The organism is Curtobacterium sp. GD1 (assembly GCF_020882855.1).
Lineage (GTDB): Bacteria > Actinomycetota > Actinomycetes > Actinomycetales > Microbacteriaceae > Curtobacterium.
Genome location: NZ_JAFEVQ010000031.1, coordinates 14597 through 35605 on the forward strand (window position 1 = coordinate 14597; position 21009 = coordinate 35605).

Genomic DNA, 21009 nt, shown 5'->3' on the forward strand with positions numbered 1-21009 from the left:
CAGGGACACCGTTCACATATCAGGTACGGTGAACCGTGCGTCCGCACCGACCGGTGGGACGCCCGCCGACGCCACGATCCCGGAGGAACCCGCATGCCGGTCCCCAGCAGTGCACCGACCGAGCACCAGCTGCTCCGCGACACCGTCCGGCTCAAGATCCACGCCGCGATCATGGACGGCACGCTCGAGCCCGGCGAGCGGCTCAACGACGACGAGCTCATCGCCTGGCTCGGCGTCTCCCGCACGCCGATCCGCGAAGCACTGAGCCAGCTCGCACGCGCCGGCCTGATCGAGATGGCGCCGAACCGCTACACCCGCGTCACCACGCCGGACCCGACCGAGGTGGTCGAGGCGCTGCAGACCCTGGGCGTCCTGTTCGGCGGGGTCGTGCGGCTGGCGGTCCCGCGCCTCGGTGCGAGCGCGAAGAAGAAGATCCTCGCCCAGCTCGACGCCACGATCGCGGACTACGAGTCGCACGACGTCGCCGCGGTGAACCGTGACGCCCTCGCCGTGTTCGCCCGCTACGTCGAGGAGTGCGGCAACGAGAACCTCCAGCGTGTCTGCCGGGACACCATGGACGGCCTCGCGTTCCGACTGCGGCTGCCGAACCTCGACGAGCTCGTCGACTGGGACCAGATGACGGCCGACTTCCGCCGTCTGCGTGAGGCCACCGCGTCCGGGGACAACATCGAGGCGGAGCTCGCGACCGAGGCGATCCACCTGCTCCCCGGCGAGAAACGCTGACCCCGCCTGAACGCCCATACAGGAACACGCCCGTCTCGCCCTCGCGAGGCGGGCGTGCCCCGTCCGCCACGGCGGTCGGCGACAGCGCGGCGACCCGCGCGACGCTCCCAGTCACACCGTCCGACGAGCCGGTAGCATCGCCCCGACCACCCCGTCGAGCGACCCGGAGCACCGTATGAGCCACCGCCAGCCGGACCGTACCGAGATCGCCGCGCGCCTCGCCGCGGCGGTCGGCCGGATCAACCGGCGGGCCCGCACGGACTCGGCCTCGCTCGGGTACGGCATCGTCTCGGCGCTGGCGACGATCCAGCGTGAGGGCCCCCTGCGCCCGGGCGACCTGTCGCGGATCGAGGTCGTCACGAAGCCGACGATGACCCGCATCCTGACCGAGCTCGAGCAGCGCGGGTTCATCGAGCGCGAGGCGGACCCCCGGGACGGTCGGGCGTTCATGGTGACGGCCACCCCCGAGGGCATCGCAGCGGTCGAGCGAGCTCGTTCCACCCGCACCGGCATCGTCGCCGAGCTCATCGCCGAACTGCCCGACACCGACGTCGACGCCATCGCCGCCGCGCTCGACGCCCTCGAACGCGTCGCACAGGGCGAGCGCACCCAGGAAGCTCACACCTCCCGGGCCTGATCGGCCCGTTACCGAACCGTTACCAACGGGTGGACGGACGGTTCTGCCAGACAAACTGGACGGTGCACCCAGCAACACCGGTCATCGTGGCGGCTTCGCCCAGCGGCGGCCACCCCACGGTCGCCCGTCGGCGGACGGACGGGCCCCACACCACCGTCCGGTCCTCCCCCGGCTCGCGAACTCCTGACGACGGACGTCTCGTTCATCCGCACCCCTGCGCGCTCCCCCACCCCGCGTGCAGCGTCACGAGTCACGCACCACGAGCCGGCCGACCACCGGAATCGATGACAGGACGCAACACCGACCTCCCCACCACCACCGCCTCGACCCGACGTGAGGCCCTGAACTCCCCCAACCGGCGCCTCCGCCGCGCGCTCCGCCGCCCCACCACGCTCATCGTGGGCGGGGCCGCCGTCCTCGCGGTCGCCGGAGGCATCGCCACCGTCGGCACGCAGCCCGCGATCGGCGAGGCCCTCGGCATGCCGACCGCCAGCGCGACCGCGGCACCGGCACTCGCCGGGACCGCGCTCGACCGGGCCCAGGCCGCGGCGACCATCGCCACGGCGGAGACGATCGCCGACTCGGCGAACGAGAAGACCGACACCGGCGTCCTCGAGCGCCGCATCGACGCGCTCGACGACTACCGGAAGCTCTCCGGCGCGGCACTGACCTCGCGGATCTCCTCGACGGTCGACGCCACGACGGCGGTCGCGGACGCCAGCGCCGCGCAGGACAAGCAGGACGCCGACGCGAAGGCCGCCGCTGCCGCCGCAGCGAAGCGCGCCGCGGCAGAACGGGCAGCAGCCGCCGAGGCCGCGCGCAAGCAGGCCGCCGCGAACACGGTCGAGGGCGCCAAGGCGACCGCCAGCTCGCTCGCCTCGTCGAAGTACGGCTGGGGTTCCGACCAGTTCCAGTGCCTCGACAACCTGTGGACCAAGGAGTCCGGCTGGAACTACCAGGCCGTCAACGCGAACGGCGGCGCGACCGGCATCCCGCAGGCGCTCCCCGGGTCGAAGATGGCCACGATCGCGTCCGACTGGCGGACGAACGCGACCACCCAGATCACCTGGGGCCTGCAGTACATCAGCGACGCGTACGGCACCCCGTGCGCCGCGTGGTCGCACTCGCAGGCGTCGAACTTCTACTGAGCCGACGCCAGGCACGCACGACGAACGACCCCGGGTCCTGCACCCGGGGTCGTTCGTCGTGTAGGCATACGCAGGTGACCACCATCGGACTCCGCCGCATGGCACCCCGCGACCCCACCGAGGCACACCGCGCGGCCAGCCCCCTCGAGCTCCTCTTCGACCTCGTCTTCGTGGTCGCCGTCGGGTTCGCCGCGACGAACCTGCACGAGATCGAGGTCGAGGGGCACGTCTCGTCGGCCGTCCTCGCGTACGCCTTCGTCTTCTTCGCGATCTGGTGGGCGTGGCTCAACTTCACCTGGTTCGCCACCTCGTTCGACACCGACGACTGGCTCTACCGCGTGATGACCTTCGTGCAGATGGCGGGGGTGCTCGTGCTCGCCGCCGGGGTGCACGCCGCGATGGTCGAGGGGTCGACCACGGTCGTCGTGCTCGGCTACGTCATCATGCGGCTCGCCCTCGTCGGGCAGTGGCTCCGGGTCGCCGCGTCGTCGTCGGAGTACCGGCGGACCGCACTCCGGTACGCCGGCGGCATCGTCGTCGTGCAGGTGCTCTGGGTGCTCGCGCTCCTGCTGCCGGACGGCGTCTCGTGGGGTGTGATCCCGGTGCTCATCCTGCTCGAGGTCCTCGTCCCGCCGTTCGCGGAGGCCGGCACGCAGACCACCCCGTGGCACACCCGGCACATCGCGGAGCGGTACTCCCTCTTCACGCTGATCGTCCTCGGCGAGGGGCTCGTGGCCTCGGCGAACGCGGTCATCGACGGCATCGCGCACGCCGACCACCTCGGGTCGCTCCTCGTGCTGGCGGCGTGCGGGCTCGTGATCGTCGCCGGGCTGTGGTGGATCTACTTCTCCCGCGAGCAGCACGACCACATCCGGTCCCTGCCGACCGCGCTCCTGTTCGGCTACGGTCACTACCTCGTCTTCGCCGCCGCCGGGGCACTCCCGGCGGGGATCGAGGTCGCGGTGAGCGCCGACGCGGGCGAGGCCGACCTGTCGCACGCGACCGTCGCCGCCACGATCGCCGTGCCGGTCGCGCTGTTCGTGCTGTCGATCTGGGCGCTGGCGCTCCGGCCGTCCCTCAGCCTCGGCTGGAACGTCGTCGTCGTGGCACTCGCGCTCGCGGTGCTCGCGAGCACCGCCGTGCCGTCGGTGTCCCTCGTGGCGACGGCACTGCTCGTCGCCGCCGTGGTCGTCGTGCTGGAGGTCGCCGACCGGCGACCGTGACCCGCGGGCGCGCGTGAGCGGGGCCCGTGACGGTGACCGGCTGACGGACGGGAGGCGCGGCGTGGGCCCGCGACGTCCCTCCCGAACCGCAGGCGGGTGCGTCAGCCGACGCGCGCGATCCGCACGTCGACCCGGCTGAGCGGCAGGCCGTGCTCGGTCGCTGCGGCGAGCGCCGCGAGGTGTGCCGCGCGTGCCGTCTCGGGTGCCGGGACGGAACCGTCGGTCCCGATCACGATGCGGAGCACGTCGTCGTCGAGCACCACGCGCGCGACCGTGGTGCGGGTCGCGAGGTTCTTGGCGGCACCGACCGCGCTGCCGAGCGTCGGGCGTGCCCGGTAGAGCTCGGCGACCCCGGGGACCGCGACGACCGCTGCCTCGATCGCGGCGAAGGTCTCGTCGTGGCTGCTCATGCTCGTTCCTCCTCGGCGTCGGGGTCCGGCTCGTCGTCGGACGGTGGCAGCAGGTCGCGCACCACGACGTCCACGGACTCGACGAGCAGGTCGGTCTCGGTCGCGAGGACCTCGGCGACGGTCTCGCGGATGTCCGACGCCACGCGCTGGATCGTCGACCCCGCGCGGACGGCGATCTCGACGACGATGCGCACCGGGGCACCGAGCTCGGTGACGTCCCCCTCGAGCGTGCAGCGCGCGATGAGGGCGTCGGGCACCGCGTCGCCGGCGGTCCGGACGAGCGAGCGGATGGCGCCCTCGGTCATGACCGGGCGTTCGGTGGGCGCCGCCGGGCGGAGCGGGACGTCACGGCCGGCGCGTGCCTCGAGCGAGATGTTCGCGAGCACGCCGCTGATCCACGACTCGTCGGCGGGTGCTTCCTGTTCGGCAGCGGCCTCGAGCGAGCCGAGCGAGGACTGCCGGAGCCGCACGATGGCGGCGAGGGCGTTCTGGCACGCGGCGGAGTGGTCGATGCTCGGGTCGGCCGGCTGCATGCCGGCGTCGAGGTAGTCGGCCAGCTCGTCGATCGTGTGGCCGTCGAGGTCGTCGGGTTCGAGGGAGTCGAGCCGGACGGGATCGGGTTCGGTCATCGCCATCCCTCCATGAGACGGATCATGTTCTTGCGCGCCCGGGACAGCAGTCCCCGGACGGTCGAGGTCGGGAGGTCCAGTTCCTCCGCGATGGCCTCGTACGAGTACTCGAGCACTTCCTTCATCACCCACGTGCGGCGCTGCGCCTCGGGGAGTTCGGCGAGCGCCGTCTCGACCGCTTCCTCGCGGGAGCGGGCCTCGGCGACGCGTTCGGGTGCGTCCTCCGCCGGTGCCTCGACCTCGAGCTCGGTGACGTCGTCGTGGAACCGCCGGGCCCGGATGCGGTCGATGCACTTCCGGCTGAGGATGCGCATGAGCCACGCCTTGACCCGGGCGCCGTCCTGGAGCGTGTCGAGCTGGTTCCAGGCGGTGATGAACGTCTCCTGCACGACGTCGTCGAGTTCGTCGGTCGAGCCGAGGGTCCGGCGTGCGTAGGCACGGAGCAGGGGGGTGTGGCGCCGGATGAGGACCTCGAACGCCCGGACGTCGCCGTCGGACGATCGACCAGCGAGGACGGCGTCGTCGAGGTCGGTGAGGGGCTGGTGGTGCACGCTTTCCTTCTACTGGTGTGGGGTCGGGGGTTCCTGAGTGCGGTGCCGTCGTGCCGCTAGGCCGTGTGGGCCGGGTGTCCGTGCGTGCGGCGGACCTTCATCGGGCCGACGGGCCGCGCGGACAGCGACCGGACGCGTGCCTGCGCCAGGACGTGCTCGTGCCCGACGCGGACGAGCGCGGTGGTCGCGAGGCGTGCTGTGGGTGCGGTGTCGGTCATGACGGGGTCCTCCATCGGGGTGCTCACCGATGGGACGGAACGGACAGCCGGATCGTCACACTTCTGCGTTCGCGGGTTCTGCGGCAGGCTGGGGGCATGTCCCTCGTCACCGCCGTCTGCCGCGTCGACCGCCTGTTGCCCGACTCCGGCACCATCGGGGTCACCGCGATCGACAAGCGCCCCGTCGACGGCCCCGTCCGGGTCCGTCCGCTCGGGCTGTACGCCGACGTGCAGGCGGACCGGAAGCACCACGGCGGCGAGGACCAGGCGGTGTACGCCTACGCGGACGAGGACGCGGCGTACTTCGCGGACCTGCTCGACCGGGACGTCCCGCCGGGGTTGTTCGGCGAGAACCTGCGCACGACGGGCGTCGACGTCACCGGCGCCGTGACGGGGGAACGCTGGCGGATCGGCGAGACCCTCGAGCTCGAGGTCACGATCCCGCGGATCCCCTGCGGCACCTTCGCCCGCCGGATGCGGGTGGACAAGTGGGTCAAGCGGTTCACGGAGGAGGGCCGCCCCGGCGCCTACCTCCGCGTGGTGCGGTCCGGGCCCGTGTCCGCCGGCGACCCGGTCGTCGTCACCCACCGACCGGACCACGGCGTCACGATCGGCCAGCTCTTCGCGGGCCTGACGCCCGAGCAGGCGCAGGCCGTGCTGTCGTCGGGGCGCGGGACGGGTCCTGGTGGCCCGGGGACGGGTGGGCTCGCGCCGAAGGTCGTCCGGGACGTGTCGAAGGTCCTGGCGCGCGCGACCGCCTGAGTGCGGGCGGTCCGCCGTGCCCTGGTCAGTCCTGCTGCGTCCGGCGCACCGGGTCGATCGGGCGCTTCGCCTGCGGCAGCTTCGCGACGACGAGGTCGTACGCGTTGCCGACGAGGTCCTCGACCAGGGTCTCGTCGATGCCGTCCCCGGGCGACAGCGTGATCCAGTGCTGCTTGTTCATGTGCCAGCCCGGGGTGATCTCGGCGTGGTCGCGCACCAGGGCGGCACCGTGGGGCGGCGCGCACTTGAGGTTCACGATCGGCACGCCGCGGAGCTCGGACGTCATCACGAACATCTTGCCGACGACCTTGTAGACGAACGCGCCTTCACCGAAGGGCTGGGTCTCCGCCACCGCGGGCAGGGCCATCGCGGTGCGGATCGCGACCTCGTGCAGCGTCTCGCCGTCCATGTGCTCCAGCATGCACCGGACCGCCGACGGTGCACCTCGTTCTGGGGTGCGTGCAGGCCCCGGTTCCGAACTATCCTCAGGCCGTGCACATCACCCGAACCCTCAGCATCGCCGCCGCCACCGCCGTGCTCGCTGCCACCGCCGTCGTCGGCGGCGCCTCGACCGCGCAGGCCGCCCCCACCGTCTACAAGAACTGCACCGCCGTGCAGAAGGTGTACTCGGGCGGGATCGCGAAGAAGTCCGTCACGAAGAACCGCGTCACCTCGAAGGGCAAGGTCACGTACCGGGCACTCAAGGGCACGGTGAAGAAGGACGACGCGCTGTACGCGGCGAACAAGAAGATGGACGCCGACGGCGACGGGATCGCCTGCGAGAAGAGCTGACCCCGACCCGTCAGAGGGGCGGGACGCCCTCGTGTCCCGAGCGCGGGCGGGCCGTCCCGGCGACACCCGTCACGACCGACCCCGGTGGGACGTCCTTCGTCACCACCGTGTTCGCGCCGACGACGGAGTCCGCGCCGACCGTGATCGCGCCGATGAGCGACGACCCGGCACCGAGCACGACGCGGTCCCCCACCGCCGGGTGCCGACGAGCTCCGGGCCCGTGGTCGCCCCCGCGGCCGCCGAGGGTCACCCCGTGGAAGAGCACGACGTCGTCGCCGACCACCGCGGTCTCCCCGATGACGACCCCCATGCCGTGGTCGATGAAGAACCGGCGGCCGATGCGGGCACCGGGGTGGATCTCGATGCCGGTGACCGACCGGGCGACCTGCGCGAGGACCCGGGCCGCGAACCGCGATCCCGGCAGGCCCTCGGCGATCCAGAGCCGGTGCGTCAGTCGGTGGGTCCAGACGGCGTGCAGTCCCGAGTAGACGATCGCGTTCTCGAGGTCGCCACGGGACGCGGGGTCACCGCGGCGTGCTGCGGCCAGGTCCTCCCGGACGGTCCGCAGCACGCCTCGTCGGGCGGGACGACTCACGCAGTGAGTCCCTCGAAGAGGACCGTCGACAGGTAGCGCTCGCCGGTGTCGCACACGATCGCGACGACCCGCTTGCCCGCGTTCTCCGGACGCGCGGCGATCTCGATCGCGGCGTGGATGATCGCGCCGGACGAGATGCCCGCGAGGATGCCCTCCTGCGTGCCGAGGTCGCGGGCGACCCGGAGCGCGTCGTCCAGCTCGACGTCGAACACCTCGTCGATGACCGACTGGTCGAGGACCTCGGGGATGAAGTTCGCACCGATGCCCTGGATCTTGTGCGGACCGGCCTTGCCCTCGGTCAGCAGCGGCGAGTCCTTCGGCTCCACCGCGACGATCTGCACACCGGGCACGCGCTCCTTGAGGACCTGGCCGACACCGGTGATCGTGCCGCCCGTGCCGACGCCCGCGACGAACACGTCGACGTGCTCCTCGGTGTCGCGGAGGATCTCCTCCGCCGTCGTCTTCCGGTGGATGGCCGCGTTCGCCGGCGTCTCGAACTGGTGGGCCAGGATCGCGCCGGGCGTCTCGGCGACGATCTGCTCCGCCTTCGACACCGCGCCCTTCATGCCCTCCGGCCCCGGGGTGAGGACGATCTCGGCACCGTACGCGCGGATGAGGGCGCGACGCTCGACACTCATCGTCTCGGGCATCGTGACGACGACCCGGTACCCGCGAGCCGCGCCGACCAGTGCGAGCGCGATGCCCGTGTTGCCGGAGGACCCCTCGACGATCGTCCCGCCGGCCTGCAGCTCGCCGGACTCCTCGGCCGCATCGATGATCGCGACGCCGAGCCGGTCCTTCACGCTCGCACCCGGGTTGTAGAACTCGAGCTTCGCCAGGACCTCGGCGCCGCCCTCCTTCGGGAGGCGGTTCAGCCGGACCAGCGGCGTGTTCCCGAACGCCTGCGAGATGTTGTCGTGGATCGTGCCGCTCATCGGTACCGTCCTCTTCGGGTCAGGTCGCGTGCCTCCGCCCTGGAGGCACGGCGTGCGCTGCGATCCTAGCGATCGGACCCCGGATGGTGCTGCCTGCGTGACGCGTGCTGCGCACCGGGCGCGCGCCGCGCCTCCCGTCCGTCACGCCGCGACCGCGACGCGCGTACCGTGCGCCGCAACGACGAGGAGGTCGCCATGTCCAAGGAGCAGCAACCCGACGCCACGCCACCCGTCGTCGACCGCGCAGCGTTCGACACGGCGCTCGCCGCGCAGGTGCGCGACGAGAAGGAACTCACCCGCCACGGCGACCGCGTCTCGGCCGCGCGCCGACGGCTCCCGATGGTCCGCGTCGACGACTACGAGTTCACCGGTCCCGACGGTCCCGTGCGACTGACGGAGCTGTTCGCCGGGAAGTACCTGCTCCTCGTGCAGAACGTCATGTACGGACGGGACTGGGACGCCGGCTGCCCGAGCTGCACGTGGGCCGTCGACAACCTGCCCGCCGACATGGGCCGCCTCGACGACGAGGGGATCGCGTTCGCGATGGTCTCCGAGGGGCCGATCGAGCGGCTCGAGGCCTGGCGGCAGCAGCACGGGTGGCCGCACACGTGGGTGTCGTCCGACGCGACGAGCTACCACGACGACTGGGGCTGGACCGTGCACAGCGACGACTGGGACGGCCCGGTGCCCGGGTACTCGTACTACCTGCTGCGCGACGGTGTGCCGTACCTGACCTACGCGACCGGTGCGCGCGGGACGGAGGCGATCCTGCCGGTGCCGCACATCATGGACCGCACGGTGTACGGGCGGCAGCAGGACTGGGAGGACAGTCCCGAGGGCTGGCCGCAGTACCCCACCTACGGCTGACCGGGCCGCCGGTCAGCGCACGTGCGCCGTCCGCGCGAACCGCTCGTCCGTCGCCGCGAGCACCCGCAGCACGTTGCCCCCGGCCAGGGCACGCAGGTCCTCCGGGCCCCAGCCACGACGCTGCAGTTCCGCCGCCAGCACCGGGTACCGCGACACGTCCCGCAGGTCCGGCGGCAGCACGGGCGTCCCGTCGTAGTCGCCGCCGAGCCCGATGTGCGCCGCGCCGGCGACCTCGCGCGCGTGCTCGACGTGGTCCGCCACGTCCGACACCGTGACGAGCGGGGGCTCCCCCACCGAACCGGCGTCTTCCCAGTCGGCCCACGCCCGGGACACGAACTTCGGCACGAAGGTGATCATCACCACACCGCCGTTGTCGCGCAGGCGGGCGAGCACGTCGTCCGGGACGTTCCGCGGGTGGTCGTTCACCGCGATCGTCGACGAGTGGCTGAACACCACGGGCCGGGTGGCGACGTCGAGGGTGTCGCGCATGGTCTCCGGCGACGTGTGCGACAGGTCGACGAGCATCCCGATCCGCTCCATCTCGGCCACGACCTCGCGCCCACGGTCGGTCAGGCCGCCGTGCGGGTGGGAGCCGGTGGCCGAGTCGGCCCAGGGTGTGTCGTCGTTGTGCGTGAGGGTCATGTACCGGACCCCGAGCCGGGCGAGGTCGCGGAGCACCGCCAGGTCGTCACCGATCGAGTGGCCGCCCTCGGCGCCGAGGAGCGACGCGGTGCGCCCGGCGTCGACGGCCGCGACGACCTCGGCCGCGGTCCGGGCGAGGGCGAGCGATTCCGGGTACCGCTCGATGATCCGGTGCGCGAGGTCGACCTGCTGCAGCGTCGCGCGGACGGGATCGGGGACGTCGGTGGGGACGAACACCGACCAGAACTGCCCGACCACCCCGCCGGCACGGAGCTTCGGCAGGTCGGTGTGCAGGGACCCCTGCTCGGAGTCGATGCCCTCGATCCCGGAGTCGTGGGTCTCGCGCCGCTCCCAGGGCAGGTCGTTGTGTCCGTCGATGACCGGGAACGGGAGCGCGTCGAACGTCATGGCCACGACGCTACCGCGACGACCGCCGTCGCTAGGCTCGCCCCATGGACCCCGTCACGCTGCGGACCGAGCGGCTGGTCCTCTCGGTCCCCGAGCTCACCGATGCCGACGACGTCGTCGCTTACGCGACCGATCCCGACGTGGTGGCGTTCATCCCGATGCCCGAACCGTACGGTCACGCCGAGGCCCGCCACTGGCTCACGGCCGTGGTGCAGGACGGCTGGGCGTCGGACACCCGCTACGAGTTCGCCCTCCGCCGTGCCGACGACCCACGGCTGCTCGGTACCGTCGGGCTCTTCGGGTTCGCCGGCGGCGGCGCGGAGATCGGGTACGCGACCCACCCGGACGCCCGCGGGCACGGCTTCGTGACCGAGGCGGCGGACCGCGTGCTGCAGTGGGCGTTCGCGCCGGCTCCCGACGGGCTCGGGCTCGCGCGCGTGCAGTGGCGGGCGATGGCGGAGAACCGTGCGTCGATCGCCGTCGCGCAGCGGCTCGGCATGCGGTTCGAAGGGCGTCAGCGGTCCGCGGTGCTCCAGCACGGCCGGCGCCACGACCAGCTGCTGGCAGCCGTCCTGCGCGACGACGACCGATCCGTCCGACCGGACTGGCCGACGTCGTGACCGTCACGTTCCGGGTCGTCACCGACCTCGCTGTCCCGCCGGAGCGCGCGTTCGCGCTGTCGCTCGACATCGGCGCGCACGAGCGGTCCATGGCCGCCACGGACGAGCGCGCGGTCGCGGGCACCACGGCCGGCACGATCGGGCTCGGTGAGTCCGTCACGTGGCGCGCGCGGCACTTCGGGATCGTGTGGCGGATGACGAGTCGGATCACGGCCCTGGAGGCGCCCCACCGGTTCGTCGACGAACAGGTGCGTGGACCGTTCGCCCGGTTCCGGCACGAGCACCGGTTCGAGCCGTCGGCCGGCGGCACGCGGATGGTCGACGAGATCGAGTTCCGCGCACCGCTCGGGGTGCTCGGGGTCGTCGCCGAGCGGCTCGCGCTGGCCCGGTACCTGCCGCGGCTGATCCGGGAGCGCAACGCCTCGCTGGCGGCCGAACTCGCCGACGAGCGCGGCGGTGCCGGCGACGACGAGCGCGGCGACGGCACGGGTCAGGGCGCGGCGAGCTCCCCCAGCGCGTCGTAGGCCTGCGCCACCGCGTCCACCCGTGCACGCCCGCCCGGGCCGGATGCCTCGTACACGTCGTTCGCGACCGCGGCGACGACGGCGAACAGCGCCGCCATCGAGTCGAACGCCGACGGGGAGTCCACCGGGCAGAGGATCGCCGTGGCCGCCGGGGCCGCGATGACCGCCGCGGTCGGGTCGCCCAGGACGACGACGTCCGCGCCGCTGGCGACGCAGTGCCGCACGAGCTTGCCGATGCCGGCGGCGTGCCGGCGCACCGTGACGATGATGACGAGGTCGCGTCGGTCGAGGTCGGCCACCTCTTCGCCGAGGCGCTGCCCCGGGGCCGGGCCGATGCGGACGTCCGGTCGGACCTGCGCGAGCTGGGCGCGCAGCTGGAGGGCGATCGGGTACGCCCCGCGCTCCCCCGCCACGAGCACCCGCCGCGCGCGGACGATCCGCCGGGCGAGACGGGGACGGTCGGCCCGGGCGAGCGAGGCGAACGCGGCGTCGAGGTTGCGCGACTCGACGGCGCGCTGGTCGACGTGCGCCGCGTCCTCGGCGGCCCACGGCAGGCCGGAGCCCCGTGCCGACATCAGGTTCTGCCGGACCTCGGCGGCGTCCTGGAAGCCGAGCGACCGGACGAGCCGGGAGACCGTGGCCTTCGAGGTGCCCGACTCGGCGGCGAGCTCGGCTGACGTCCCGACGAGCAGGAGTTCGGGGTCGTGGCGCACCATCGCGGCGACGCGGCGCTCGGCCGGGGACAGCTGCTCCCACACCGAGTCGATGCGCGCCCGGACGTCGAGGCCCGCGGTGCTCACGCTGCGGCCACCCGTCCGACCGCGACCGCGAGCGCGTCGAGCCCGAGGGCGATGTCCTCGGTGGAGACGAACTCGTCGGGGTGGTGGCTGATGCCGTCCGGGTTGCGGAGGAAGAGCATCGCGACATCGGTCACGAGCCCGAGCGACATGGCGTCGTGTCCCGCGCGGGAGAACAGCTCGATCGGACGGGGCTCCCCCGTCGACTCGATGCCCGCCCGGACGGCGTCCATCAGCCGCGGTGCGCAGAACACCGCCGGCGCACGGTGGACCTCGGTCGGCTCGACGCTGACGCCACGGCGTTCCCCGATGAGCGCGAACGCCTTCGTGATCTCGTCCCACACGGCGTCGCGTCCCTCGTCGAACTCCCCGCGCAGGTCGACCGAGAACCGTGCCAGCCCCGGGACGACGTTCACGGCACCGGGTTCGACGGTCATGGTGCCGACCGTGCCGACGTGCTGCGACGCCCGGCAGATCCGTTCGACGGCGAGGGCGGCCTCGGCGGCGGCGAGCAGCGCGTCGTGCCGTCGGTCGTAGGGGGTACCGCCGGCGTGCCGGGCCTCGCCGACGGCCTCGACGGTGAACCGCCGCGCGCTCGCGATGCTCGTGACGACGCCGAGCGCCTGACCGGCCTGTTCGAGGTACGGTCCCTGCTCGATGTGCGCCTCGAGGTAGCCGGCGAGCACCGACGGTTCGACCGCGGCCTCGTGCACGCGCGACGGGTCGAGCCCGAAGCGGGTGAAGGCGTCGCGGAGGGTGACTCCGTCGCCGTCGGCGAGGTCCCACCAGGACTCGTCCCAGACACCGGCGACCGCGGAGGACCCGAGCAGCGCCTTGCCGAAGCGGGTGCCCTCCTCGTCGGAGAACGCGATGACCTCGAGCGCGACGGGGAGCGGGCCGTCGGCGGTCACACGCGCCACCGTCCGGATCGCCATGAGGACCCCGACGATCCCGTCGTACCGGCCGGCGTCCACCACGGTGTCGAGGTGCGACCCGAGCAGCAGCACGGGGGCGTCGGGGGTCGCACCGTCGACGCGGCCGTGCAGGTTGCCCGCCGCGTCCTGCCAGGTGCTGAGGCCGGCGTCGCGCATCCAGCCGGCGACGATCGCGTTGACCCGTGCGTGCTCCGGCGAGAGGTAGACGCGGGTGATCCGGCCGGGCTCCTCGGTGACGGTCGCGAGTTCGTCGCACCACCCGGCGATCAGCGTCGCGTCTGCGGTGGCGGTCGCGGAGGCCCGGACCACGGACGGCGCGCTCACGCCGACACCCCGGCAGCGACGACGCCTGCGCCGGCGTAGACGTCGAGCGCCGCGTCCACGCCACCGCCGGACGGCACCGCGTGCCCGGCCCGGCGCAGGGCGTGCTCGAGCGCGGCGAGGGTCGTCACGACGGTGTCCTTGCGCGCGTTGTAGCCCATGGTGCCGATCCGCCAGACCCGTCCGTGCAGCGGCCCGAACGACGTGCCGATCTCGATGCCGTGGTCGTCGAGCATCGCGGCGCGGACCTGGTCGCCGACGACGTCCGACGGGATCTCGACCGCGACGACGTTGTGCATCTTGTGCCCGAGGTCGCCGAAGACGCCGAGCCCGAGTGCCTGCACGCCGGCGGTCATCGCGCGACCGGCGGTCTCGTGCCGTGCGACCACGGCGTCGCGGCCCTCCTCGAGCAGGATCCGGGCGCACTCGTTCGCGGCGTAGAGCATCGACGCGGCCTCGGTGTGGTGGTTGAGCCGTCGCGGCCCCCAGTAGTCGAGGATCATCGCGAGGTCGAGGTAGTTCGACCGGATGGGTTCGTCGGCGACCTCGTCCCCGGGTTCGCGGATGCCCGCCTCGACGCTGCGACGCTGGTCGAGCACAGCGACGGCCCGCGGCGAGACGGTGAGCGGCGCGCTGCCGGACGGTCCGCCCAGGCACTTCTGCAGCCCCGCGCTCACGGCGTCGATGCCCCAGGCGTCGACCTCGAGCGGGTTGCCCCCGACGGTGGCGGTCGCGTCCGTGTAGAACAGCACGCCGTACCGTTCGCAGATCGCTCCGAGCTCGTCGAGCGGCTGGTTCATCGTGGTCGAGGTGTCGCCCTGCACGATCGCCAGGACCTTCGGGCGCACCCGCGCGATCGCGTCCTCGATCGCCGACGGGGTGAACACCTGCCCCCACTCGGTCTCGATCGTGTGGACCTCGGCCCCGGCACGCCCGGCGATCTCGGCGAGCAGGTGCCCGAAGCGCCCGAACACCGGCACGAGCACGCGGTCCCCCGGGGCGAGCAGGGAGACGAGCGCCGCCTCGATGCCGGCGCGGGAGGTGCCGTCGACGAGGACGGTCGCCTCGTTCGTGGTGCCGAACACCCGCCGGTACAGCTCCTGCGTCTCGTTCATCGTGGTGGTCATCCACGGGTCGTACTGCCCGACGAGCGGGGTCGACAGGGCACGGAGCACCCGCGGGTCGGCGGTGATCGGCCCCGGTCCCATGAGCAGACGGGCGGGTGGGTTCACAGGGAGCATGTTCGGTCCTCTCGTTCCGGTGGAGATCGTATCGGAACGATCGTTACAGCGGTGTTCCCGCGAGCACGGGTCGGTCGACGAGCGCTCCGCTGACGGACGTGACGCCGCCGTCCGCGGTCGCGACCAGTCGCCCGCGCAACCAGGTCTCGGTGACGCTGCCCCGCGCCTCCAGGCCGGCGAACGCCGAGACGGGGTTGCGGTGCGCGAGCCCGGCCACGTCGACGACCGCCGAGGCGGACGCGTCGAACACCGCGAAGTGCGCGAGTGCGCCCGGCGCGATGCGCCCGCGGTCGGCGAAGCCGGCGAGTGCCGCCGGGCCGGTCGTGAAGTGCGGCAGCAGCTGCTCGAGCGCGACACCGCGGCGCAGGGCCTCCGTCCACACGGCACGGAAGCCGACCTGCAGCCCGGCGATCCCGCCCCAGGCGGTCCCCCAGTCGTCGGTCTTGAGGTCCGCGGTGGACGGCGAGTGGTCGGACACGATCATGTCGATCGTCCCGTCCAGGACCCCGGCCCAGAGCGCGTCGCGGTTGGCGTCGTCGCGGATCGGCGGGCAGCACTTGAACTCGGTCGCCCCGTCGGGGATCGTGCCGGCCTCGAAGGCGAGGTAGTGCGGGCAGGTCTCGACCGTGATCCGCACGCCGTCGTCCTTCGCGGCGCGGATCATCGGCAGCGCGCCGGCGTCCGACAGGTGCAGGACGTGCACGCGAGCGCCCGTCTCGCGGGCACCCTCGACCACTCGGGCGATCGCGGACCGCTCGGCGTCGACCGGGCGGGTGGCGAGGAAGTCCTCGTAGTGTCCGCCGAGCGCCGCGTGGTCGACCAGGAACTCGGGGTCCTCGGCGTGCACGATGAGCAGGGCGTCGATGCGGGCGACCTCCTCGATCGCCGCGCGCAGCTGCGGTGCGTCGAGGTGCGGGAACTCGTCGACCCCGGACGGCGCGGTGAAGCACTTGAAGCCGAACACGCCGGCGTCGTGCAGGCCGTCGAGCGACCCGACGTTCGCCGGGACGGCACCGCCCCAGAACCCGACGTCGACGGCGACGCGGCCCGCGGCGCTCGCGCGCTTGACCTCGAGCGCCTCGACGGTCGTCGTCGCGGGGATCGAGTTGAGCGGCATGTCGATGATCGTGGTGACGCCGCCGAGTGCGGCCGCACGGGTCGCCGAGGCGAACCCCTCCCACTCGGTGCGGCCGGGCTCGTTCACGTGCACGTGCGTGTCGACCAGGCCAGGGAGCAGGACGTGCGCGTCGGGCACGGTGCGGTCCTCGACGGCGTCGACGGGTTCGTCCACGGCCACGACGGCATCGACCCGCCCGTCGCGGACGACGACGGCTGCGGGGCGGAAGGCGCCGTCGATCCAGGCGCGGCCGGCGCGCAGGACCAGGTCAGCGGGTGCGGGTGCGGCCGTCGTGTCCCCGGCAGGGCCCTGGAGGCGCGTCATGCGCCCGCCCCGACCGTCGCGCCCGCCATCGGCCGGCGTTCGAACCCCGCGAGCAGTCCCGCCATCGGCTTGGCCGGGGGTGGCGCGTACTCGCCGCGTCGCCCGGTCGTGAGCCCGAGGCGCACGAGGGACTCGGCGAGCACCGTGGCCGCCGCGACACCGTCGACGACCGGCGCCCCGACGGCCCGGGACACCTCGGCGCAGAAGTCCGCCATGCCGGCGCAGCCGAGCACCACGGCGTCGGCGCCGCCGGCGAGCACGGCCCGGCACTCCTCCACGACGAGTGCCCGGGCGTCCGAGTCCGGGTCCTCCAGGCGGAGCACGGGGACCTCGCACGCCCGGACCTCGGTCACGAGCGACGCGAACCCGTACCGTTCGGCGAGTTCGTGCGCCCGGCCGGTGGTCCGGCTCAGGGTGGTCACCACGCCGAACCGGCGCCCGAGCATCGCGGCGGCGTGGAAGGCCGCCTCCGCGATGCCGATGACGGGTCCGGACGCGACCTCGCGTGCCGCGTCGAGCCCGGGGTCCCCGAAACACGCGACCACGAACGCGTCGACACCGTCCTGCTCGCCGAGCGCGATCTGCTCGAGGAGCCCGGGGACGGCCAGCGCCTCCTCGTAGTGGCTCTCGATCGACGCCGGCCCCATGGTGGGGTTGACGGCCTCGACGATCGTCCCGGGCCCGGCGACCGCGGCGGCGGCGCTGCCGATCGCCGCGGTCATCGAGGAGGTGGTGTTGGGGTTGACGACGCGGATGCGCATCGAGTTCCTTCCGGTGGTGCGGGTGGTGCGGGTTGAACGGCTCGGTCGGTCAGGCCCGGCCGACCGCGGCGCCGTCGTCGACGGACGGGTCGTCGGCGGCCAGCACGGGCATGCTCGGACGGAGGCGCTCCATCCCGACGAAGACGACGAGACCGAGGGCGCACCCGATGAACCAGCTGTAGTTCGACAGCCACGGGACGACGCCGAGCGCCGACGGCAGGACCGCACTGGCGACCGACACCGCACCGGTGACGACGAGCGTCCAGATCGCGTTCGGGTTGAAGCCCTTGACGTACCAGTACCGGGCCGCGGGGTCCTTCGTGTACATGTCGTCGACCGCGATGCGCTGCTTCGCGACGATGTAGTAGCCGGCGATGAGGATCCCGAACAGCGGGCCGATCAGGGCGCCGAGGACCCCCAGCGTGTACAGGATCGCCTGGTCGTTGCCGTACCAGTTCCACGGGGTGAGGAGGACGGACCCGACGGCCGCGATCATGCCGCCCGCCCGCCAGCTGATCTTCCGCGGGGCCACGTTCGAGAAGTCGAACGCGGGGCTGATGAAGTTCGCGACGATGTTGATGCCGACGGTCGCGGTGACGAAGGTCAGCCCGCCGAGGAGGATCGCGAACGGCGCCCCGATCGCCTGCACGGTCTCGATCGGGTCGGTGATGAGCTTGCCGAACACCGGCACCGTGGCACTGGCGCAGAGGACGGTGAGCACCGAGAAGAACAGGAAGTTGATCGGCAGGCCCCAGAGGTTGCCACGCTTCACCGCGTCGAACGACTTTGCGTAGCGGGAGAAGTCGCCGAAGTTCAGCATCGGGCCGGAGAAGTAGCTCACCACGAGGGCGATCGCGGACAGCATCACCGGGATGCTCGCGCCGAACGACAGCGGCGCACCGGCGGACAGCGTGAACGAGATGTTCCCGATGCCGGCACGGCTGACGAGGTAGATCGCGAGGGCGATCATGATGACGTACACCGCCGGGCCGGCCCAATCGATGAACTTCCGGATCGCGTCCATGCCCATCCAGAAGAGGGCGCCCTGTGCGACCCAGAGGATGGCGTACGAGATCCAGCCGAGCGCGGAGAGCCCGAGGAACGAGTGCTCGAGGAGTCCCGCCGAGGCCGGGATGAACTTGAGGAAGACGATGTTGAGCGACTGGGCGGCGAGGAAGGTCTGCACGCCGTACCAGGCCATCGCGATGAGCCCGCGGATGATGGCGGGGACGTTCGCCCCGAGCACGCCGAACACCGCGCGGTTGATCACCGGGTACGGCACCCCGGTGCGCTGGGACGGCTTGGCGACGAGGTTCGCGAACACCTGCACGATGAGGATGCCGACCACCAGGGCGATGAGTACCTGCCAGCTGGCGATGCCCAGGGCGAAGAGCGACCCGGCGGTGACGTAGCCGCCGACCGAGTGCACGTCCGACATCCAGAACGCGAAGATGTTGTAGCTCGTCCAGGTCTGCTTGCGGAGCGGAGCGAGGTCCTCGTTGGTGAGCGCCGGGTCGTACCCGGGGCGGACGACGCCGGCACCGGCGGGTGCTGTCGTCGTGCGGGGGGCGTGGGGCGCGGCGACCGGGGGCTGGATCTCTGTTGCCATGGCGTCCTCCGAAGGAGTGGGAAGGGCGAGCGGTGCCCGCCTCTGCCACGACGCTACGGAGACACTGCGCCCGGCCCGTTACCCCCGTGTAACGGTCGTGTGTCGTGACGCCCGTCCTGGAACGATCGTTCCGACACGGACACGGACACCGACACCGACCGCCGTCTGCCGGCTCAGAGCGCGTGCGCCCCGAGGACCGCCCCGGCCGCGTACGTCGCGGCCAGGGCCAGCGCTCCCCCGGTCACGACACGGATCGTCGCCCGCGTACGCGGCGCACCACCGAGCGTGGCACCGGTCGTCCCGGTGGCGGCGAGCGCGACGAGCACCGCGACGACCGTCACCGCCACGCGGGCGGGCTCGGGACTGAGGAGCATCGCGAGGAAGGGCAGCGCGGCACCGGTCGTGAAGGTCGCCGCCGACACCCACGCGGCACGCCACGGGCTCACCACCTCGTCCGCGGCATCGCGGAGCGCGACCGCTGCCCGTCGACGGCGCACCTCGGGTCGGACGAGCTCGTCGGCGAGGGCGCTCGCGACGGCCGGGTCGACGCCGAGGCTCCGGTAGTGGGCGGCGATCGTGCCGGCGTCCTCCGACTCCGCCTCGAGCTCGGCCTGGTGGGCGGCCTGGCCGGTGCGCTGGGCGTCACGGGCACCACTGACGGACACGTACTCGCCGAGGGCCATCGAGACCGCTCCGCCGACGAGGGCTGCGGTGCCCGCCGCGATGACCGGACCGGTCCCCGCACCGGCTCCCGCGACGCCGACGAGCACCGCCGCGACCGAGACGATGCCGTCGTTGGCCCCGAGCAGGCCGGCGCGCAGCCAGTTGAGCCGGGCGGCGCTCGTGGCGTCGTGGTCCGTGGAGGGCAGGACGAGGTCCGCAGCGGTCGACATGCGGGCCAGGATGCCACTCGGCACGGGTCGGCGCCAGCATGGTGAGGCTACCCTGATCAGGGGTTTTCCGGTGAGGGCAGCCTCACCTCACCGGTCTGCGGCGTGCGGGAAGCCGCATCGGCACCGCACCCTCGGCACCCGGGCGGAACGTGCGGGCGCCCGGATGTCAGGATCGGCCCATGAGCGCGGGAATCAGGATCGACCACGTGGGCGTCACGGTGCCGGACATCGATGCCGCCACGGCGTTCTTCGAGGCGGCGTTCGACGCCGTCGTGCTGTACGACATGCGCTGCCGCACCGAGGAGCCGAACGCGACGGCCGAGGCGCACCGCTACCTGGGCATCCCGTCGACGATGGCACAGGGCGCGATGCGGATGCTCGCACTGCCGGACGGACCGGGGCTCGAGCTGTTCGAGTACCACGGACCGGACCAGCACCGTCCCGTGCACCCCGCGGACCTCGGGTGGCAGCACCTCGCGATGTACACGGACGACCTCGACGGCACGCTCGCCCGCATCGAGGCAGCCGGGGGCACCCGCAACTCGGATCCTCGGGACCTCCGCGGCCTCGAGGTCGGCGAGGGGAACCGGTTCGTGTACACCCGGACCCCGTGGGGCTCGACGCTCGAACTCGTCAGCTACCCGACGCCGCAGCCGTACCTGCTCGTCGCACCACGGGCGAAGTGGGCGCCGTGGCCGAGCGCGGCGGACGCGCTGCCCGTTCCCCAGCCGGAGCCGGAGCCTCAGCCGTCCTGACGGGTCAGTCGTCGGCAGCGACGACACCCTCGGCAGCGTCGACGCCGTCGGCGATCCAGACCCGGGTCGGCCGCCCGCTCAGCGCGTGCGCGAAGGGGGCGCCCACGGGACGGAACCCCGCGCCGCGGTACAGCCGGAGCGCCGGCGCGTTGTCGTCCAGCGCGTGCAGCAGGGCTCGGCGGTGGCCCGCGGCTCCCGCCTCGGCGACGGCGCCCAGCAGCAGGGACCGTCCGAGTCCGTGCCCCTGGGCCCGCGGGTCGACGGCGAGGAGCGAGAGGTAGGCCGCGTCCTCCGGGTCCCCCGGACGCCCCGTCCCCGGAGCGGTGACGAGCGCGAACCCGGCGATCGCCGCGGCCGCACCACGGTCCGGCTCCGTCGACGCCACGACGAGCGCGACGCGGGGCACCGCGAACTTCGACCGGGCGCGTTCCCGGACCGCGTCCGACTCGGGCACACCGTCACGGGTGGCGACGGCGCGCGTCCACAGGTCGACGCACGCGGTGACCTCGTCCTCGACGGCGGCACGCACGACGAACGACGACCCGATCACC

Annotated in this window: 26 protein-coding genes; 10 read left to right on the forward strand and 16 right to left on the reverse strand. The window is 72.9% G+C overall.

The features are described 5' to 3' along the window. Positions 1 to 93: 93 nt before the first annotated feature. From JSX79_RS15165 to JSX79_RS15180, 4 genes are all read left to right on the forward strand, one after another. A complete protein-coding gene (locus JSX79_RS15165; RefSeq protein ID WP_071294568.1) occupies positions 94 to 744 on the forward strand; it encodes a GntR family transcriptional regulator in 651 nt (216 codons plus the stop codon). A gap of 175 nt (positions 745 to 919) precedes the next feature. Next, positions 920 to 1381: a MarR family winged helix-turn-helix transcriptional regulator gene (locus tag JSX79_RS15170; protein ID WP_070418288.1), complete on the forward strand. Its 462-nt coding sequence runs from the start codon at positions 920 to 922 to the stop codon at positions 1379 to 1381. 284 nt (positions 1382 to 1665) lie between these two features. After that, a complete protein-coding gene (locus tag JSX79_RS15175; RefSeq protein ID WP_229086898.1) occupies positions 1666 to 2529 on the forward strand; it encodes a phospholipase in 864 nt (287 codons plus the stop codon). A gap of 74 nt (positions 2530 to 2603) precedes the next feature. Next, a complete protein-coding gene (locus JSX79_RS15180; RefSeq protein WP_229086900.1) occupies positions 2604 to 3752 on the forward strand; it encodes a low temperature requirement protein A in 1149 nt (382 codons plus the stop codon). Between the two features lie 101 nt (positions 3753 to 3853). Here the strand turns inward: JSX79_RS15180 and JSX79_RS15185 are convergent, their stop codons facing one another. From JSX79_RS15185 to JSX79_RS15200, 4 genes are read right to left on the reverse strand one after another with little or no spacing between them, the layout of a single operon-like run. Continuing rightward, on the reverse strand, positions 3854 to 4162 hold the full coding sequence (locus JSX79_RS15185; protein WP_070418287.1) for a hypothetical protein: 309 nt from the start codon (positions 4160 to 4162) through the stop codon (positions 3854 to 3856). Beyond that, complete coding sequence (locus JSX79_RS15190) at positions 4159 to 4791, reverse strand: hypothetical protein (RefSeq protein WP_071302884.1); 633 nt, start codon at positions 4789 to 4791, stop codon at positions 4159 to 4161. Before JSX79_RS15190 ends, JSX79_RS15185 begins: the two co-directional genes overlap by 4 nt. Continuing rightward, entirely contained in the window at positions 4788 to 5342 is a 555-nt protein-coding gene (locus JSX79_RS15195) for an RNA polymerase sigma factor (RefSeq protein WP_229086902.1), read from the reverse strand. The genes JSX79_RS15190 and JSX79_RS15195 overlap by 4 nt, the downstream gene beginning before the upstream one ends. Positions 5343 to 5398: 56 nt before the next feature. Continuing rightward, positions 5399 to 5587 carry a hypothetical protein gene (locus JSX79_RS15200; RefSeq protein WP_229086904.1) on the reverse strand — a complete coding sequence of 63 codons (189 nt, stop codon included), beginning with the start codon at positions 5585 to 5587 and terminating at the stop codon, positions 5399 to 5401. A gap of 69 nt (positions 5588 to 5656) precedes the next feature. Here JSX79_RS15200 and JSX79_RS15205 point away from each other — a divergent pair, with 69 nt between their 5' ends. Then, positions 5657 to 6322, forward strand: a complete 666-nt coding sequence (locus JSX79_RS15205; protein WP_229086906.1) for an MOSC domain-containing protein — start codon at positions 5657 to 5659, stop codon at positions 6320 to 6322. Positions 6323 to 6347: 25 nt separating this feature from the next. Here the strand turns inward: JSX79_RS15205 and JSX79_RS15210 are convergent, their stop codons facing one another. After that, positions 6348 to 6731 (reverse strand): MmcQ/YjbR family DNA-binding protein, encoded by a 384-nt coding sequence (locus tag JSX79_RS15210; RefSeq protein ID WP_071294602.1) that lies wholly within the window; start codon positions 6729 to 6731, stop codon positions 6348 to 6350. Between the two features lie 83 nt (positions 6732 to 6814). Here JSX79_RS15210 and JSX79_RS15215 point away from each other — a divergent pair, with 83 nt between their 5' ends. Then, the gene (locus JSX79_RS15215; RefSeq protein WP_139201839.1) at positions 6815 to 7114 is read left to right on the forward strand and encodes an excalibur calcium-binding domain-containing protein; all 300 of its coding nucleotides are present in this window, start codon (positions 6815 to 6817) and stop codon (positions 7112 to 7114) included. A gap of 10 nt (positions 7115 to 7124) precedes the next feature. Here the strand turns inward: JSX79_RS15215 and epsC are convergent, their stop codons facing one another. Next, positions 7125 to 7709 (reverse strand): serine O-acetyltransferase EpsC, encoded by a 585-nt coding sequence (gene epsC / locus JSX79_RS15220; RefSeq protein ID WP_229086908.1) that lies wholly within the window; start codon positions 7707 to 7709, stop codon positions 7125 to 7127. Then, on the reverse strand, positions 7706 to 8644 hold the full coding sequence (gene cysK, locus JSX79_RS15225) for a cysteine synthase A (RefSeq protein WP_229086910.1): 939 nt from the start codon (positions 8642 to 8644) through the stop codon (positions 7706 to 7708). The genes epsC and cysK overlap by 4 nt, the downstream gene beginning before the upstream one ends. A 195-nt stretch (positions 8645 to 8839) precedes the next feature. On the opposite strand from cysK, the gene JSX79_RS15230 reads away from it, so the two are divergent. After that, positions 8840 to 9511, forward strand: a complete 672-nt coding sequence (locus JSX79_RS15230) for a DUF899 family protein (RefSeq protein WP_229086911.1) — start codon at positions 8840 to 8842, stop codon at positions 9509 to 9511. A gap of 12 nt (positions 9512 to 9523) precedes the next feature. Here JSX79_RS15230 and JSX79_RS15235 read toward each other — a convergent pair whose 3' ends face one another. Continuing rightward, positions 9524 to 10561: a dipeptidase gene (locus tag JSX79_RS15235; RefSeq protein ID WP_229086913.1), complete on the reverse strand. Its 1038-nt coding sequence runs from the start codon at positions 10559 to 10561 to the stop codon at positions 9524 to 9526. A 44-nt stretch (positions 10562 to 10605) separates the two neighbouring features. On the opposite strand from JSX79_RS15235, the gene JSX79_RS15240 reads away from it, so the two are divergent. Next, entirely contained in the window at positions 10606 to 11181 is a 576-nt protein-coding gene (locus JSX79_RS15240; protein WP_229086914.1) for a GNAT family N-acetyltransferase, read from the forward strand. Next, positions 11178 to 11705, forward strand: a complete 528-nt coding sequence (locus tag JSX79_RS15245; protein WP_229086916.1) for an SRPBCC family protein — start codon at positions 11178 to 11180, stop codon at positions 11703 to 11705. The genes JSX79_RS15240 and JSX79_RS15245 overlap by 4 nt, the downstream gene beginning before the upstream one ends. Here JSX79_RS15245 and JSX79_RS15250 read toward each other — a convergent pair. The 7 genes from JSX79_RS15250 to JSX79_RS15280 all read right to left on the reverse strand — a co-directional run bounded on the left by JSX79_RS15250 (position 11672) and on the right by JSX79_RS15280 (position 19703). Beyond that, positions 11672 to 12505 carry a MurR/RpiR family transcriptional regulator gene (locus JSX79_RS15250; protein ID WP_229086918.1) on the reverse strand — a complete coding sequence of 278 codons (834 nt, stop codon included), beginning with the start codon at positions 12503 to 12505 and terminating at the stop codon, positions 11672 to 11674. The two genes, JSX79_RS15245 and JSX79_RS15250, sit on opposite strands and share 34 nt — an antisense overlap. Beyond that, positions 12502 to 13761, reverse strand: a complete 1260-nt coding sequence (locus JSX79_RS15255; RefSeq protein WP_092386218.1) for an allantoate amidohydrolase — start codon at positions 13759 to 13761, stop codon at positions 12502 to 12504. Before JSX79_RS15255 ends, JSX79_RS15250 begins: the two co-directional genes overlap by 4 nt. Beyond that, complete coding sequence (locus JSX79_RS15260) at positions 13758 to 14999, reverse strand: alanine--glyoxylate aminotransferase family protein (RefSeq protein ID WP_092386216.1); 1242 nt, start codon at positions 14997 to 14999, stop codon at positions 13758 to 13760. The genes JSX79_RS15255 and JSX79_RS15260 overlap by 4 nt, the downstream gene beginning before the upstream one ends. A 43-nt stretch (positions 15000 to 15042) precedes the next feature. Further along, a complete protein-coding gene (allB, locus tag JSX79_RS15265) occupies positions 15043 to 16440 on the reverse strand; it encodes an allantoinase AllB (protein ID WP_229086920.1) in 1398 nt (465 codons plus the stop codon). Continuing rightward, positions 16437 to 17201 carry an aspartate/glutamate racemase family protein gene (locus tag JSX79_RS15270; protein WP_070418276.1) on the reverse strand — a complete coding sequence of 255 codons (765 nt, stop codon included), beginning with the start codon at positions 17199 to 17201 and terminating at the stop codon, positions 16437 to 16439. The genes allB and JSX79_RS15270 overlap by 4 nt, the downstream gene beginning before the upstream one ends. Positions 17202 to 17250: 49 nt before the next feature. Next, the gene (locus JSX79_RS15275) at positions 17251 to 18810 is read right to left on the reverse strand and encodes an NCS1 family nucleobase:cation symporter-1 (RefSeq protein WP_229086922.1); all 1560 of its coding nucleotides are present in this window, start codon (positions 18808 to 18810) and stop codon (positions 17251 to 17253) included. Between the two features lie 173 nt (positions 18811 to 18983). Beyond that, positions 18984 to 19703 carry a VIT1/CCC1 transporter family protein gene (locus tag JSX79_RS15280; RefSeq protein WP_229086924.1) on the reverse strand — a complete coding sequence of 240 codons (720 nt, stop codon included), beginning with the start codon at positions 19701 to 19703 and terminating at the stop codon, positions 18984 to 18986. A gap of 179 nt (positions 19704 to 19882) precedes the next feature. Here JSX79_RS15280 and JSX79_RS15285 point away from each other — a divergent pair, with 179 nt between their 5' ends. After that, positions 19883 to 20458, forward strand: a complete 576-nt coding sequence (locus tag JSX79_RS15285; protein WP_083295244.1) for a VOC family protein — start codon at positions 19883 to 19885, stop codon at positions 20456 to 20458. A gap of 4 nt (positions 20459 to 20462) precedes the next feature. Here the strand turns inward: JSX79_RS15285 and JSX79_RS15290 are convergent, their stop codons facing one another. After that, entirely contained in the window at positions 20463 to 21008 is a 546-nt protein-coding gene (locus JSX79_RS15290) for a GNAT family N-acetyltransferase (RefSeq protein ID WP_229086926.1), read from the reverse strand. Between the last annotated feature and the right edge of the window lies 1 nt (position 21009).